Below are 15,262 nucleotides of genomic sequence, written 5' to 3'. Positions count from 1 at the left end.
GAAAGGGATGAAAGCAGCCTTCGTCCTTTTTGATGAAATTCAAAATCATGTCCGCTTTTTCTGGTTTTACCTCCTCTGAAACATTTACCCAGATTCCTGATTCGTTCTTGCGATTGATCGGCGAGATCGAAGATGCCGCGGAGTTGAAGGTGGCGCTTCATGCCATCTGGCGGATCGAGCACATCGAGGGGAATTTTCGAGCGTTGCGTGAAGCGGATTTTGAGGCTGAGTCGCTTGGGTTGGGGATTAAGGAGATCAAGCGCGGGCTGAAGAAATGCCTGGAGCGTGGAATCCTGCTCAAGGCGGAGAATGAAGCGGATGTTCTTTATTTCCTCAATTCCCCGCGCGGACGTCTCGCTGTTGATTCTTTTATAAAGGGAAAATTATCCAGGGTTGGCTCTGCAACGCGTGAGAGATCGAATGTGTTCAAACGATATGAAGAAAACATTGGTCCGCTGACACCGTTGATCGCCGACATGTTGAAGGATGCGGAAGATGTTTATACGGCCGAGTGGATCTCGGATGCGATTGGTTTGGCGGTTGAAAACAATAAACGAAACTGGAAATATATTGAAGCGATTTTAAAACGCTGGAAGGAAGAAGGCCGTGCCGAAAAGCAGAATAGACGAAACGATAAAAAAGATGGCCAGCAGGGCGTCAGCCGAAAGATCGAGCAGCTCCGCAAACGTTCCAATCAAAAATGATCTGCCCGGCGATCTGAATTGCCCGCACTGTCACGGTGTGGGGTATTTGCGTTCGGATGTTCCTGTGGGACATGCAGAGTTCGGCAAGCTTGAAATTTGCACCTGCCGTCATTCGAAAGTGGCGGGGAATATCCGCGATCGTTTGTTTGCGATGAGTCATCTCGATGAATTGAAGGAGTTGACCTTTGAATCATTCAAGCCGCGCGGCCGCAAGGGACTCGGCGAAATGCAGGCGCGTTCCATTGAAATGGCTTTCAATCATGCGCAGCATTACGCCAAAAGCTTAAATGGCTGGCTTCTCCTGCAGGGCGGATACGGCAGCGGAAAGACACACCTTGCCGCCGCCGTTGCAAATTTTGTCGTTGGTATGGGTGTGCCCACATTATTTCTCACTGTGCCCGATCTGCTTGATGCACTTCGGTTTGCCTATGGCTCGGAAGATACAACTTTCGAGGAACGCTTTGAACAGATCCGCTCTGCGAAATTGCTGGTATTGGACGATTTTGGAACGCAAAATGCCACAGGCTGGGCGCAGGAAAAACTATTCCAGATCATCAATTATCGCTACATCAATAAACTCTCCACAGTGGTGACGACGAACCTTTCACTGGATGAGATCGAACCGCGCATTCGCTCGCGTCTTTCGGACCCGGAACTGGTCAGCTCAGTGAAAATGTCGGCCCCGGATTTTCGCCGCCCGATGGAAGATACGAGCCACCCCGAACTTTCGTCGCTTGATCTGCTTTCGAGCCGAACATTTGGTTCATTCGAAGATCGCGCCGCTGAAAAATTGACGCCCGAGGAACATAAATCTTTACAGAAGGCGTTGAAGATCGCCCATTCCTTTTCTGAAAAACCAAAAGGCTGGCTTGTCTTCGAAGGCACGTACGGATGCGGCAAGACGCACATCGCCGCCGCCATTGCAAATTACCGTGCCGGGCTTGGTGACCCGCCATTATTCGTGATGGTTCCTGACCTGCTTGATCATCTCCGCGCGGCCTTCAGCCCCAATTCAGGCACAAGCTATGACCGTCGCTTCGACGAAGTGCGCACGGCAGGTTTGCTCGTTTTGGATGATCTCGGTGCACAATCGGCCACACCTTGGGCGCGTGAGAAACTGCATCAACTTTTGAATTATCGCTACAATGCCGAATTGCCGACCGTTATTACGGTGGCAAAGGAAAACCTTGACCACGGGCAGATTGATGAGCGCATCATCACCCGTATGCTGGATGAGCGCCTGTGCGAATATATCGAGATCAAAGCCCCCGCCTATCAGGGGAAGGGGAAGCGCAAGATCGGCAGGAAATAGCCTTACCCGCAGAATAATAGAATTTGAAAAAGGACAGCCTATTTTCAGGCTGTCCTTTTATTTTCAATCCGATCCCGCTGTCCCATCAAAATTTTCAACATGGTTGAAGATTCGGTTCAAGTGCCCACCTAGATTCTCACCATGGTCTCGTTTATAAATAAGGCAAATAAGACCAAAAAACACACAAAGGAAACGAAACAAATGCTCCCTTCCTATTTGCTCTCCCTGCGCGAAGGCCTTGAAGCCGCCCTCATTATTGGAATTGTGCTTGGCGCACTCCAGAAGATACGCCGTACTGACCTGGCCCCCATGCTTTGGTATGGAACACTGGCCGCTGTCGGTGTCAGCATCTTTACCGCCATTTTGCTCACCGTCTTTGGTTTGAGCCTCGAAGGCAGTGCCGAACAGATCTACGAAGGCATCACCATGTTCATCGCCGCAGGCTTGCTTACCTGGATGATCTTCTGGATGAGTCAGCAGGCGCGCACGCTCAAGACCGAACTCGAGGCCGATGTGAACAAAGCCGCTGCGTCACGCAACGGCCGCGCCCTGTTCTGGATGGCTTTCATCGCTGTTGTGCGCGAAGGCGTGGAATTGGCTTTCTTTATCACCGCCGCATTCTTTGCGGGAAGCACTGAAAACGTAGGCGCGAACACGATCCAGACTCTGGCGGGTGTAGTGCTTGGTTTGAGTACATCCATTTTGCTGGGCTGGTCACTTTTTGCAACCGCTGTCCGCCTCGACCTGCGCCGCTTCTTTCAAGTCACTGGTTTCATTCTCATCCTGTTCGCAGGTGGGTTGGTGGCGCATGGCATTCATGAATTCAACGAAGTCGGCTGGATTCCCAACATCATCGAACACGTTTGGGATGTGAACGCGATCGTCGACGAAAAATCCGTTTTGGGCGAGTTGCTCAAGACTCTCTTTGGTTACAATGGCAACCCATCCCTCACGGAAATGATTGGCTACTTTGTTTATCTCGCTGTTGTGGCTGTTTTCTTCCAGCGCAGCAATACCAAAAAGATTGTGACAGTGGCCCAGCCCTCGGCTTAGTGGCAGTACAAGAAAGAGAAGCGGGTTTCGTGTCCATCGCGGCGCGATATCCGCTTTTTTTGTTAATAAAGCTCTTGACAAAGACAAAAAAACAAATATACTAAGTGTACAATGAACACTAAGTATGAGGCTTATGAACAACCCGGTGTGACAGTTGACCTCGCCATATTCACCGTCAACGATAATAAACTCAAGGTGATGCTGGCAAAGAGAGCCGATGACCCTTTTAAAGATTTCTGGTCACTACCCGGCGGATTCATCAAGCAGGGTGAATCGCTCGAAGAAGCGGCGAACAGGGTCTTGAATGAAAAGACCGGCGTAAAGAATGTTTACATGGAACAGCTTTACACTTTCGGTGATCCCGCGCGCGACCCGCGATCTAGGGTGATCACTGTGGCATACTTTGCCCTCATTCCCTGGGCAAACCTTTCGCAGCCCGAATCAGAAAAAGTTGTTGACCTGGTCTGGTCTCATGTGGATAAATTCCCCAAGCTGGCTTTCGACCACAAGGTGATCCTGAATTATGCCGTCAAACGATTGCGCGCAAAAGCGAGCTACAGCAACATCGTCTACGGGTTGATGCCTGCGCAATTCAGGCTCTCAGAACTTCAAACCATGTATGAGATCATTATCAATGATAAGCTCGATAAAAGAAATTTCAGAAAGCGAATGCTCTCCACTGACCTCCTGCAGGAGACTGGCGAAAAAGACCTCACTGGCGCACATCGACCCGCCATGTTGTATCAATTCAAAAAAAAGGAAATAGCCTTCCTCGATTAGGTGAAATCATGAGCAAACAAACCCTGCCTCTTCCCGACTTTTTCGAATCAGCCCGCGTTGGCCAGATCTGGAAAGTGGACTATGCCAGCCGTGCCGAACAAGCCCGCCAGTACGCGCTTCAACACGACCTGAAGCCTGCCTCTGTTTCGAATGACAGAATCTCCCTTTTGGTGATCGACGCGCAAAACACTTTCTGCATGCCCGACTTTGAATTGTTCGTCGGCGGCCGCAGCGGACATGGCGCAGTGGACGATACCACCCGCCTGTGCGAATTCATCTACCGCAACCTCGGCAGCATCACCCACATCATCGCCACGATGGATACGCATATGGCCCAGCAGATCTTCCATCCCATCTTCTTTGTGGATGCGGATGGCAATCACCCCGCGCCGTACAGCGACATTCATCTCGCCGACCTGACATCGGGCAGGTGGAAATTCAACGCCGCGCTTGCACCGCGCTTTAATATTGCCCCCGAATACGGCCAGCAAATGATGATCCATTATGCCGAATCGCTGGAAAAGAAAGGCAAGTATGCACTCACCATCTGGCCCTATCATGCCATGCTCGGCGGCATTGGCCACGCGCTTGTGCCTGCGTTGGAAGAAGCCATCTTCTTCCATTCGATCGCAAGACTCGACCAGCCCAGTTTCGAGATCAAAGGCGACAAGCCGTTTACAGAGCATTATTCCGTCATCGGCCCCGAAGTGTTGACAGGCCCCATGGGCGAAGACCTCGGCTCGCACGATACAAAATTCATCCAGCATTTGCAGGAAGTGGATCGTCTGTATATTGCAGGGCAGGCCAAGAGTCACTGTGTGGCATGGACGGTCTCCGACCTGCTTGATGATATCAATGCCACAGACCCAGACCTTGCGAAGAAGGTATATCTGCTTGAAGACTGTTCCTCCCCTGTGGTCGTGCCCGGGGTGGTGGACCATACCGAAGCGGCGAATGAAGCGTACATCCGCTTTGCGCAGGCTGGGATGAAGGTTGTCAAATCCACGGATGGGATCGGCTCAATATAAATATCTGGGTGTATAAACAGGAAAATGTGGAGCATTATGCCAAACCTGACCCGCCTCTCAAAGTTCGTATCTGTCATTTTGCGTCATCGTGCGAATGATTTTGACATTCATCTGGATGCGCAGGGGTTTACCGATTTTGCAGAATTGAAGCGTATTGTCGTTGAAAAATCCACCGATGTTTACAGCGAGGAAGACTGGCAAAAAGTTTTGAATGGCGAACTCGATGGAAAGAAGCGTTTCGAAATAAAAGATGGACGCATCCGCGCGCTGTACGGCCACAGCAAGGTGGACCCGGTCAGCTATCCCAAGGTTGAACCGCCTGAAATTTTGTATCACGGTACAACTCCGCAGGCTGAAAAGAGCATTCGCAGGGAAGGCTTGCGTTCCATGAAACGTCAGTATGTTCACCTGTCCTCAGATCTGGAACGCGCCAATTCGGTTGGCAGCCGCCGTACCGAGCATGTAACACTTTTGATCGTGCGCGCCAGAGAGGCGGCCCTTGCGGGTGTGGAGTTTTATGCGCCCGAGCCCGAACATTTTTTGGCAAAATCCATTCCGCCGAATTTTATTGATTTTCCACAGAATTGAGAACCCCCATGTCCATTTTTGACGGTAAAAGACTGACGAACGAAACATTCAAACTCGATATCGAACGCATGCGCCGCGGCTGGTACTCGGATAAGTATTTCGAGAATATCAATCGCATGTTGACCGCGCTCTCGAGGGAGAATTACAACTATTCGGGGAATTTTCCCATTCTGCCGCATGGTATTTCGCCCGAGCAGATCGCCGTGGGTGATATCGAAGTAGAGATGCAGTGGTTCACGCGGCGCATGGGGAAGACCACCGTGGTGGGTGTGGACAAGTCTCTTGAAATGCTCAGGCATTGCACGGGATATTTTGACGGCGATAAATTCGTAGATACATCCAAGAGCCTCGAAGTGTGGGCTGTGCAGGATGGCAGTATCGTTAAATATGAAGGTGACCCAACGAAGATCCAGCCTGTCATCAAGGTTCGCGGACGATACCGCGACTTTGCCCTGCTCGAAACGCCCACGCTGGGAATCCTCACGCGCTCCAGTCGTGTGGCGACGAACGTATATGAAACGCTGGTGGCTTCACGCGGCAAACCTGTGCTGTTCTTCCCTGCAAGGTTCGACGTTCACGAAGTGCAGGCCGCGGATGGATATGCCTACAACATCGCTCTGCTGCGATTTAACAAAGACCACGCCCAGGAATTGGGCGCGTTCGTCTCAACCGATGCACAGGGTGACTGGTGGGGCGGCGCTGGCGGCGGGACAGTGGCCCATGCCGCGATCGCATCCTTCCTTGGGGATACGGCTGAGGCAATGATGCAGTTCTCACATATTTTGCCAGCCAGAATTCCGCGCATTGCGCTGGTGGATTTTAACAATGACTCTGTCCGCGATTCGCTGCGGGTATTGGATGCGATGTTCGCGAAATACCGCGAGTTGATGGATGCGGGCTATCACGAAGAAGCGGAGAAGTACAAACTTTATGGTGTGCGGCTGGATACAAGCGGAAGTTTGCGCGATGTGTCGGTACAGCCTTTGGGTGATCCCGCTCTTGACTTGGGAGTTAATCCGCGATTGGTGTTCAACGTCCGCCAGGGGTTGGATAATGCCTGGGAAAGCTGGAACGTCCCCACGTCGTGGAAAGATGCGGCGCGGGAGTATTGTCACAGTGTGAAGATCGTTGTGTCGGGTGGTTTCAATCCTGATAAGATCCGAAAATTCGAAAGGCTTGAAGTGCCCGTGGATATTTACGCGGTCGGTTCATATCTTTTTAACAACAGCAACGGCACATCCACCGATTACACAGCGGACGTGGTGCGTGTGAAGATCCATGGGGAATGGATCGAAATGGCGAAGATGGGACGCAAGGTGGGAGATAACGAGAATCTCGAACGGGTTTGGTAGTTTGTGATTGGAATCAATAATTTGTAAATGTAAGATAGAATGAATGCAGCTTACTCGGTCTTTGCCGACAGTTTAAGTCAGACCCCTGTTTTTGCCTCGCCGCTGGACAGGGGTCGCTTTTTTAATAAAGACCATCCCTGTATGCAGGGACTTTCGAGTGGTTTCGGATATATAATAAGACAGGATTTGTCTTATACCCACATTGAAAGGAAACGATCATGGAAATCTTCATTTCACAACAGCAGTCCGCAGCTTCTCCCGTCAGTATTATGCAATTAAAGGGTTCTTTGGATGGCAGCAGTTATGAGTATTTCATCACGGAAGCCCAGAAGCTTTACGATTCTGGTGCACGCAATTTGTTGGTGGATATGACCGACCTGGTCTTTTTGAGCAGTGCAGGGCTTGGCGCCTTGCATCGCGTCGCGCGCGTGTTTCGAGGTGAAGACCGCGCCAACATGGAGGAAGGCTGGGCGGCACTACGAGCCATGGGCAGGGAGGGCAATGTCATTCAGGAACATATCAAATTGCTCAATCCCAGTGCCAGCATTCAAAATGTGCTGGATACGGTTGGCTTCAAGAGTTTCTTCGCGATCTTTTTAGATACATCCGAAGCCATTGCTTCATTTGGCTAGTCTCTTATCGATCCTTTAAGCGGATGAACCCTTGTGGTTTGTCCGCTTCTTTTTTTATTGTTGCTCAACCTTCCCTTCACCTTCTATAGTTATTGACGTCTTCTTTCTTAGGCGTAGTGGCACTCTTCTGTTTTTAACGATATTCACCGCTGGTTCCCTGCCAAGGCGGGTAATTAAAAAAGGCTCATAAAAACCGTCGCATCATCGTGCAGTGGACGTAGGGGATGCGCCCAGCATATTTTTGCGGCAGGTGATACAGTTGAGTTCTCTTCTCCTCCTTAGATAGAGCCGGGCTCACACCCCGGCTCTATCGATTTAAAGGGGAACTGGTAATTTATTTTGCCCCATCACCCTTTAAACTTCATAATTCCCCAATATTTCACGCTAACCAATCTCTAGTAAAATTCTACATAAATCTACATTGCGTATTTTCCCCCAAAAAGTACAATTCGAACGTCAGAGGCGAGGGCGTTCCCAAAAACGCCCTTGCTCGTTTTTATTAAACGATCAAAGGAAATCATGCTCATCAAACGCCTTCAACTCGCTCTCATTCATACAGCCGTCGCCATTACGCTTGTGCCTTTCAACAGCACACTCAATCGGGTCATGATCTTTGATCTCGGCATCTCCAAAACCATTTTCACGCTTCTCGCCATTTTCCCTTATGTGCTTTCCCCCATTCAAGTTGCCATCGGCTCATTCTCAGACCGTCATCCCATTTTCGGGTATCGACGCGTTCCATACATCCTCGCAGGATTAATTCTTTGTGTGCTTGGCGTGGCGATCGCACCCCAAATCGCCGTGTTGATCAGCAAAAACTTCACGCTTGGGATCATCGTAGGTGTCATTGCCTTCGGCATGTGGGGCATGGGGTACAACCTCTCCGCCGTTTCCTATCTCTCTCTCGCCTCGGAGCTCTCCGGCGAAAAGGGACGCGGCAAAACAATCGCAACCATGTTCATCGCCATGGTGTTCGGTTTGATCGTGACGGGAATCAGCCTGAGTAACATGGTAACGACATACGACCCCGAAACGCTTTCGCGCGCATTTCTCATTGTCGCCGTTTCAGCCCTGACCTTGGGCCTGCTCGGCCTCATCAAACTGGAACCGCCCTTCAAGAGTGAAGACTCAATTCCGCGCTCCGAAGCATACACTGTCAAAGAGATGACCGCAGCCATCACCGCCAACCCGGTCGCGCGGATCTTCTTCGCCTATCTTTTATTGCTCCTCGCTGCCATTCTCGGCCAGGATGTACTGCTCGAACCCTTTGGCGCGCAAGCCTTCGGCATGACTCTGGAGCAAACCTCGCGCATCGTGTCCATCAGTAGTTTCTTCACGCTGATCGCTTTTGTTGTGGCGGCTATTCTTGAGGGGCGTGTGAAAAAGAAATACATTGCCCAATCTGGCAACCTCGGCGCGTTGATCGGTTTTCTGATCATTGTTCTCAGCGGCTTAACGGCAAGCCTGACCACTTTTTACATTGGCATCACCCTGCTCGGATTCGGCACGGGCATTTCCACAGTTGCCAATCTTTCCCTGATGTTTGATCTGACAGTTCCGGAAAAAGTCGGTTTGTATATAGGTGCATGGGGCTTCTCGAACGGACTCTCACGTTTGTTGGGCTTGTTAATGGCTGGGCTTGTCGCTGACCTCGCCACACAACTGACAGGCAATGCCCTGAGCGGATATCTCGTTGTGTTCGGCCTTGAAGCCTTTATGCTGTTCCTTGCCGCGATCATGCTCTATCGCATTGATGTCGGCGCATTTCAAAAACAGGCGCATGAGCCTTCCTTTGTAGAGAAAGTGGCTCTGGCCGCGGAGTAAAACATGACTGACGAATGGCTTTCCCTCAGTGATGCGGCAAAAATACTGGGCGTACATCCCAGCACGGTGAGGCTGTGGTCTGATAAAGGCGTGTTGCCCACGCACAAGACGCAGGGCGGTCATCGCCGCTATAAGCGCAGCGAAATTTCCCTTTGGGCAGAATCAACTCACAAGTCCAGCATGATCGAACCTGAAGGCATGATGAATGAAGTCGTCAGGAATGTCCGCATGCAGATCTCGGAGGGACGGTTACAGGCCGAATCCTGGTATCAAAAATTGGATGAAGATGCGCGGACGCAATACCGCATGAGCGCGCGGTCGTTGTTCCACGGCTTGATGAATTATGTTGCCACCGGCGGCGCGGAAGCCGAGAGCGAATCGTATGCACTCGGTTACGAATATGCCTCACGGGCGCATCGATACAGTCTGGATTATGTGGATGCGGCAAAAGCTTTTTTGTTTTTCAGAAATACATTGATCGAATCGGTGATAAAAGTTTACGGTGAAGCCAATGTGCCGTCGGGACAAACCGCAGAAATGTTCCAAAAGATGCATACTTTTACAGATGAAATTTTGATCAGTCTTCTGCAAACCTATCAGTTATTGAATGCCAATCGTTGATCGATTGGCATTTTTATTTTATCCATCTGTCATTACATGACGGCGCTTGCTCTCGCCATGACATAAAATCAAAAGGAGTTTCAAATGCAAAACATCACTCACTACATTCCCATCGTCACCACCATCATTTCATTTTCGTTCACGCTTGCTCTGTACAAACACTGGCAGCGCAAGCCTGAGGCAAAATATCTCATGTGGTGGACCATCGGCGCGTTCTGCTTCGGCATCGGCACATTGACCGAATCCATTAATACCCTCGTTGGCTGGAGCGTATGGAACATGAAAGCCTGGTACATCAGCGGCGCATTGCTCGGCGCGTTCCCGCTTGCTCAGGGGACAGTTTATCTTTTATTGAAGAAAAAGGCTGCGGATTTCCTCGCCTGGTTCTTTATTGTTTACATTGCGATTGCCGCTGTAGCCATCATCCTTGCGCCCGTGGATATGTCTCTTGTTGACCCAGCCCGCCTGACCGGTAAGGTCATGACCTGGACCTGGGCACGTATGTTCTCGATCCTGCCCAATACGTATGCCATGATCTTTCTTGTGGGTGGTGCGGCGTGGTCTGCGATCCAATATGCCCGCAAGCTGGATTCAGGCAGCCGTGTGCTTGGCAATTGGCTTATCGCGATCGGTGCGCTTTTGCCGGGCATCGGTGGTTCCTTCACCCGCTTTGGGTACGTGGAAGTACTCTTCGTGACCGAATTCATCGGCATCTCTTTGATCTGGGCGGGATACCGCGCCATGACCCAGACGCAGACCGTGTCGATTCACACCGCGCAGGCCGCAGCGGATTAATGAATCGCAGAATCATCCGCAGATTCCACTGATCGGGGAAAATCGGTGTCGTCTGCGGATGGATTTGCTAAAAACCACATCTTTGCTTGCATCATCATATTGATGTGGTTATACTTGGGCTCATGCCTATCCCCTCAAAAATCGGACGCTATGAAGTTAAATCAGAACTGGGACGCGGCGGTATGGCTACTGTATACCGTGCATACGACCCCAGCTTTGACCGCGAAGTCGCCATCAAGGTCCTGCCCCGGGAGATGCTGCATGATCCGCAATTCCGCGGGCGTTTTGATCGGGAGTTGAAGATCGTTGCCGGGTTGGAGCATCCTGCCATTGTGCCGGTATACGATGTCGGTGAAGAGGATGGCCAGCCATATTTCGTCATGCGTTTCATGACGGGCGGCTCTCTTTCAGACCTCATCGCGCAGGGGAAGGTCACTGTTCAGGATACGGCCCGCATCATCGAAAGGATCGCGCAGGGGCTCAACTATGCCCACAAAAAAGGCATTGTTCATCGCGACCTGAAACCCGATAATATTCTCTTTGATAATAATGGCGACCCGTTCATTTCAGATTTCGGCATCGCCAAATTGACAGAATCCTCCAGCGGCAGCCTGACCGGCAGCGGGGTGATCGGCACGCCTGCCTACATGAGCCCGGAGCAGGCTCAGGGGAATCCCATTGACGGCCGTAGTGACATCTACGGGCTGGGCGTGATCGTTTATCAAATGTTGAGCGGTCAGCAGCCCTATAATGCCGATACTCCCATGGGAGTCGTCGTCAAACACATCACCGAACCTGTTCCCGAAATTCTCAGCATGATCCCCAGCCTGCCCATTGAAGTGGACGACATTATCAAAATGTCGATGGCCAAGAATAAAGATAAGCGTTATGCCACTGCGTTGGAAATGGCAAAGGCGTTGAATCTGGTTGCATTTGGACATGAGGGAAACCTTGGTCTATCCCATACAGGTTTTAACACTGTCGTTCGAAGCAATACCACCCTGCAATCGCCCCGCGCAAAAGCGGGACTTGCCGTGGCTGGAGTTGTTCTGCTAGTTGCGGTCGTTGGTGTGTTCCTGTTGCGCAATCAATTGTTTGTCCAGCCAGAAGCTACGTCAACGCCCACGTTGACCGCTGTTGTTTTTACTTCCACACCAAAAGAAATCCCCACAGAAAAACCGACATTGACCTCAGTGCCGCCGACAGAATCGATCGCGTCACCGTTGCCCTTTGCAGCGGCTTGCGCCGAAGGGATTTCTATTCCCGTTCCCGATGTCCGTGAGACGAACAAAGCCTGCGTTACGAAGATTCCATACACTTCTGTTTCCATCCCCGAAGGCGCGAAATTCGAATCGCTCAGCTCCGATATGACCTGCGCAATCGAGACCACCTCCGATGGAAAGAGCATTATCGCATGCACAGGCAGGCAGCTTTATTCATACGAGCTCAAAGTCTGTGTGCCACCTGTGGTCGCAAATGATGACCTCAATAAATGCGAATCAGGTTCGATCTTTGAATCAACCAATCAATGCTGCGCGCCTGTCCCTGCGGATGGCGCGGGCTGTACCATTTTCAAGATAGACCTGCGTTCCTGCCAGTAACCGAATCGGGCGCGATGAGCGCCCGATTTTTTCTTAAAGCGGGATGATAAAATAAACAAATGGGCACCCTTTTTCTTATAGCAACCCCGATCGGCAACCTCGAAGATATTTCACCGCGCGCCCTGCGCATTCTCAAGGAAGTCCAACTCATCGCGGCGGAAGATACCCGTCACAGCGGCGTGCTGCTCAAACACTTTGGGGTCGAGACCAAACTCACCAGCTATTTCGAACACAACAAAATCCATAAACTGGATCAGATCCTCGCCGCCCTTGCGGAAGGGGATGTGGCCTTGATCTCCGATGCTGGGACTCCCGCGATTAACGACCCCGGCTATGAACTGGTCAAGGCCGCTCTCGCTTCAAACTTCGACGTTGTGCCTGTTCCCGGACCTTCAGCACCCATCGCCGCCTTGACAGTCTCCGGCCTGCCCACGGATTCATTTCTCTACCTCGGCTACCTTCCGCACAAGGGCTCCGAACGCCGCAAAGCTGTGGAGCAAGTTTCCAACTTGCCTTACACCCTGATCTTTCTTGAATCACCCCACCGCATCGTGGACTCGCTTGAAGACCTCCTCTTCACACTTGGCGACCGCCGCATCTGCGTTGCCCGCGAAATGACCAAACTCTATGAAGAATACTGGCGCGGATCGATCAGCGGCGCGTTGGAATATTTCAAATCCAAAGACCCGCGGGGCGAGTTTACTTTGGTGGTTGAAGGAAAGGGGAAAGAAGAAAATGGAAAGTGGGAAGAATCTGAGTTGATGGATGCCATTCGGAAAGAATTGCAAAAGGGGAAGTCTGCAAAGGAAATTTCCGTTGACTTGGCCGCGCAAAGCGGCTGGAATAAAAAAGACGTGTACGCGCTGATCAATTCAGTGAAATAGTGAGACGCTTTTCTTGTAGACTTTAGCCTGCGCATTAATTGGACAGAGACAATCTCCACATCCGTAGATTTAGCTGATTATGCAGAAATAGAAAAACCTGCGCCATCTGTGGATGAATCCACTATAAACGAGAGAACCCAGATTTCTTTACAGGATAAAAAATGGAATACCTTACCGCCATCTTCTCCAGCATTCTCCCGCAACTCCCATCCCTGTTCCTCCACGCCGTCGGGCTTGGATTCTCCATCTCGCGACGGAAGGAATATCCACGGACAGCGCTTGCCGCAGGCATTTACTTTGGGCTGTCCCTGCTGATCGGGCTTGCCACTCAGGTGTACGTTGTTTTGCCCATGTACATGGTGGAACAGGGTGGGTCCACTCAGGATATCGGCAGCATCTTCACTACGTTGACCTTCATCTGCGTTCCATTCCGAGTTGCAATGGATGTTGCTCTTCTTTATGCTATATTTGCCCCACGCAGCAGTAACACCAACGACCCCAACCAACCTATTTTTGTAGGAGATAAAAATGGCTGAAAAGAAACCCGAAGAAAAGAAAGATGAAAAAAAGGAAGAAAAGCCTTCCCCAAAAGATAACCTGGTTGAAACCAAACACTCGGTAAAAATCGGCGGGAAGACGATCAAATACACCGTCACCACAGGTACGATGGTCGTTAAAGAGGAAGTATGGGACAAGGAAAAAGACGCCGAGGTGGATAAACCCCGTGCCCAGATGTTCTTCGTGGCTTATACACTCGATGGCGTAAAAGACAGAGCCAAACGTCCGATCACCTTCTCCTTCAACGGCGGCCCCGGCTCCTCGTCTGTGTGGCTGCACATGGGCGTATTGGGACCGCGTCGCGTCGTCCTCACCGACGAAGGCGAAATGCCCCCACCGCCGTTCAAACTCATCGATAATGCCTTTTCCATTCTCGATGAAACCGACCTTGTTTTTATCGACCCGATGAGTACAGGCTACAGCCGCCCCGTCGAAGGCGAGAAATCGCGCGAGTGGCATACCTTTTCGAGAGATATTGCATCGGTCGGCGATTTCATCCGCCTGTATTCCACGCGCTATCACCGCTGGCTTTCGCCGAAATTCCTCGCGGGCGAATCCTATGGCACTACCCGCGCCTCGGGTCTTTCAGGTTATTTACAGGAACGTCACGGCATGTTCCTCAACGGATTGATCCTCATTTCCGCCGTGCTTGATTTCACCACTATTGATTTCAACCTCAACAACGACCTGCCGTACATTCTCTTCCTGCCTGCTTACGCAGCCACCGCTTGGTATCATGGCAAGTTGAGCTTCAAAGCGCCGTTGAAGGAAGTTGTCAGGGAAGCCGAAGAATTTGCAAAAGGCGAATATGCGACCGCTCTGCTCAAAGGTGCGGCGCTCACGCCCGAGGAACGCGCCAGCGTCGTCGAAAAACTTTCACGTTACACGGGTATTTCGAAGGATTTCATCGAACGCACCAACCTGCGCATCTACGACCAGCACTTCTTCAAGGAACTCCTGCGCGAGCGTGGAAAAACTGTCGGTCGTTTGGACAGCCGCTTCACAGGCATTGACCGCAACGGCGTCACCGCCATGCCCGATTACGACCCGTTGTTTGCTCAGGTCAATGGTCCGTACACTGCCACGCTCAACGATTATCTGCGCGCCGAGCTCAAATTCGAAACCGACCTGCCCTACGAGATCCTCAGCGACAAAGTCTTCCTGAATTGGTCGTATGAGTATTTCCAAAATCAATATGTCAATGTTGCCGAAACCCTGCGTGCCTCGATGACCTTCAATAAATACCTCAAGGTCTTTGTTGCCAACGGCTATTACGACCTCGGCACGCCTTACTTCGCCACCGAATACACCTTCGACCACCTCGGCCTTGACGAATCCCTGCGCAAGAATATCAGCATGGGCTATTACGAAGCAGGTCATATGATGTATATCCACATTCCTTCGCTCAAGCAGTTGAAGAAAGATATTGCCAAATTTATCAAGGACGCAAGTTAATACCCTGAACACAAAGGACACAACGGTCACGAAGGAAATCAAAATTAAACCCTTTGTGTACTTTGTGTCCTTCGT

General features: G+C 51.0%; 15 protein-coding genes. All 15 read left to right on the top strand.

The features are described from left to right. Positions 1–32 precede the first annotated feature (32 nt). The 15 genes from IPI86_RS03350 (at position 33) to IPI86_RS03280 (ending at position 15,187) form a co-directional block, all read left to right on the top strand. The gene (locus IPI86_RS03350; protein WP_345296572.1) at positions 33–704 is read left to right on the top strand and encodes a DnaD domain protein; all 672 of its coding nucleotides are present in this window, start codon (positions 33–35) and stop codon (positions 702–704) included. After that, positions 607–2,016: an ATP-binding protein gene (locus IPI86_RS03345; protein WP_345296571.1), complete on the top strand. Its 1,410-nt coding sequence runs from the start codon at positions 607–609 to the stop codon at positions 2,014–2,016. The genes IPI86_RS03350 and IPI86_RS03345 overlap by 98 nt, the downstream gene beginning before the upstream one ends. A gap of 201 nt (positions 2,017–2,217) precedes the next feature. Then, positions 2,218–3,069 (top strand): iron uptake transporter permease EfeU, encoded by an 852-nt coding sequence (gene efeU / locus IPI86_RS03340; protein WP_345296570.1) that lies wholly within the window; start codon positions 2,218–2,220, stop codon positions 3,067–3,069. A gap of 111 nt (positions 3,070–3,180) precedes the next feature. Further along, positions 3,181–3,849, top strand: coding sequence for an NUDIX domain-containing protein (locus tag IPI86_RS03335; protein WP_345296569.1), 669 nt, complete (start codon positions 3,181–3,183; stop codon positions 3,847–3,849). 8 nt (positions 3,850–3,857) lie between these two features. Then, entirely contained in the window at positions 3,858–4,877 is a 1,020-nt protein-coding gene (locus IPI86_RS03330; protein WP_345296568.1) for an isochorismatase, read from the top strand. Between the two features lie 36 nt (positions 4,878–4,913). Then, positions 4,914–5,465, top strand: coding sequence for an RNA 2'-phosphotransferase (locus tag IPI86_RS03325; RefSeq protein WP_345296567.1), 552 nt, complete (start codon positions 4,914–4,916; stop codon positions 5,463–5,465). An 8-nt stretch (positions 5,466–5,473) separates the two neighbouring features. Beyond that, complete coding sequence (locus IPI86_RS03320; RefSeq protein WP_345296566.1) at positions 5,474–6,817, top strand: nicotinate phosphoribosyltransferase; 1,344 nt, start codon at positions 5,474–5,476, stop codon at positions 6,815–6,817. A gap of 218 nt (positions 6,818–7,035) precedes the next feature. Continuing rightward, positions 7,036–7,449, top strand: a complete 414-nt coding sequence (locus tag IPI86_RS03315; protein ID WP_345296565.1) for an STAS domain-containing protein — start codon at positions 7,036–7,038, stop codon at positions 7,447–7,449. Between the two features lie 519 nt (positions 7,450–7,968). Beyond that, a complete protein-coding gene (locus tag IPI86_RS03310; RefSeq protein ID WP_345296564.1) occupies positions 7,969–9,273 on the top strand; it encodes a BCD family MFS transporter in 1,305 nt (434 codons plus the stop codon). A gap of 3 nt (positions 9,274–9,276) precedes the next feature. Continuing rightward, the gene (locus tag IPI86_RS03305; RefSeq protein WP_345296563.1) at positions 9,277–9,894 is read left to right on the top strand and encodes a helix-turn-helix domain-containing protein; all 618 of its coding nucleotides are present in this window, start codon (positions 9,277–9,279) and stop codon (positions 9,892–9,894) included. An 84-nt stretch (positions 9,895–9,978) separates the two neighbouring features. Then, positions 9,979–10,689, top strand: a complete 711-nt coding sequence (locus tag IPI86_RS03300; protein ID WP_345296562.1) for a hypothetical protein — start codon at positions 9,979–9,981, stop codon at positions 10,687–10,689. A gap of 122 nt (positions 10,690–10,811) precedes the next feature. After that, positions 10,812–12,290, top strand: a complete 1,479-nt coding sequence (locus IPI86_RS03295) for a serine/threonine-protein kinase (RefSeq protein ID WP_345296561.1) — start codon at positions 10,812–10,814, stop codon at positions 12,288–12,290. A gap of 59 nt (positions 12,291–12,349) precedes the next feature. Next, on the top strand, positions 12,350–13,174 hold the full coding sequence (gene rsmI / locus IPI86_RS03290; protein WP_345296560.1) for a 16S rRNA (cytidine(1402)-2'-O)-methyltransferase: 825 nt from the start codon (positions 12,350–12,352) through the stop codon (positions 13,172–13,174). 161 nt (positions 13,175–13,335) lie between these two features. Then, positions 13,336–13,710: a hypothetical protein gene (locus IPI86_RS03285; RefSeq protein WP_345296559.1), complete on the top strand. Its 375-nt coding sequence runs from the start codon at positions 13,336–13,338 to the stop codon at positions 13,708–13,710. Continuing rightward, positions 13,703–15,187, top strand: a complete 1,485-nt coding sequence (locus IPI86_RS03280) for a peptidase S10 (protein ID WP_345296558.1) — start codon at positions 13,703–13,705, stop codon at positions 15,185–15,187. The genes IPI86_RS03285 and IPI86_RS03280 overlap by 8 nt, the downstream gene beginning before the upstream one ends. The last annotated feature ends 75 nt before the right edge of the window (positions 15,188–15,262 follow it).

Source organism: Candidatus Villigracilis affinis, from assembly GCF_016705895.1.
Taxonomy (GTDB): domain Bacteria; phylum Chloroflexota; class Anaerolineae; order Anaerolineales; family Villigracilaceae; genus Villigracilis; species Villigracilis affinis.
The sequence above is the reverse complement of the archived record's forward strand: the minus strand, read 5'-3'. Positions and strand labels throughout refer to the sequence as shown.

What these genes read in the sequence shown, in the direction of transcription:
- IPI86_RS03350 (WP_345296572.1), top strand. Translation starts at nt 33, where the DNA reads ATGAAATTCAAAATCATGTCCGCTTTTTCTGGTTTTACCTCCTCTGAA.
- efeU (WP_345296570.1), top strand. Translation starts at nt 2,218, where the DNA reads ATGCTCCCTTCCTATTTGCTCTCCCTGCGCGAAGGCCTTGAAGCCGCC.
- IPI86_RS03335 (WP_345296569.1), top strand. Translation starts at nt 3,181, where the DNA reads ATGAACACTAAGTATGAGGCTTATGAACAACCCGGTGTGACAGTTGAC.
- IPI86_RS03330 (WP_345296568.1), top strand. Translation starts at nt 3,858, where the DNA reads ATGAGCAAACAAACCCTGCCTCTTCCCGACTTTTTCGAATCAGCCCGC.
- IPI86_RS03325 (WP_345296567.1), top strand. Translation starts at nt 4,914, where the DNA reads ATGCCAAACCTGACCCGCCTCTCAAAGTTCGTATCTGTCATTTTGCGT.
- IPI86_RS03320 (WP_345296566.1), top strand. Translation starts at nt 5,474, where the DNA reads ATGTCCATTTTTGACGGTAAAAGACTGACGAACGAAACATTCAAACTC.
- IPI86_RS03315 (WP_345296565.1), top strand. Translation starts at nt 7,036, where the DNA reads ATGGAAATCTTCATTTCACAACAGCAGTCCGCAGCTTCTCCCGTCAGT.
- IPI86_RS03310 (WP_345296564.1), top strand. Translation starts at nt 7,969, where the DNA reads ATGCTCATCAAACGCCTTCAACTCGCTCTCATTCATACAGCCGTCGCC.
- IPI86_RS03305 (WP_345296563.1), top strand. Translation starts at nt 9,277, where the DNA reads ATGACTGACGAATGGCTTTCCCTCAGTGATGCGGCAAAAATACTGGGC.
- IPI86_RS03300 (WP_345296562.1), top strand. Translation starts at nt 9,979, where the DNA reads ATGCAAAACATCACTCACTACATTCCCATCGTCACCACCATCATTTCA.
- IPI86_RS03295 (WP_345296561.1), top strand. Translation starts at nt 10,812, where the DNA reads ATGCCTATCCCCTCAAAAATCGGACGCTATGAAGTTAAATCAGAACTG.
- rsmI (WP_345296560.1), top strand. Translation starts at nt 12,350, where the DNA reads ATGGGCACCCTTTTTCTTATAGCAACCCCGATCGGCAACCTCGAAGAT.
- IPI86_RS03285 (WP_345296559.1), top strand. Translation starts at nt 13,336, where the DNA reads ATGGAATACCTTACCGCCATCTTCTCCAGCATTCTCCCGCAACTCCCA.
- IPI86_RS03280 (WP_345296558.1), top strand. Translation starts at nt 13,703, where the DNA reads ATGGCTGAAAAGAAACCCGAAGAAAAGAAAGATGAAAAAAAGGAAGAA.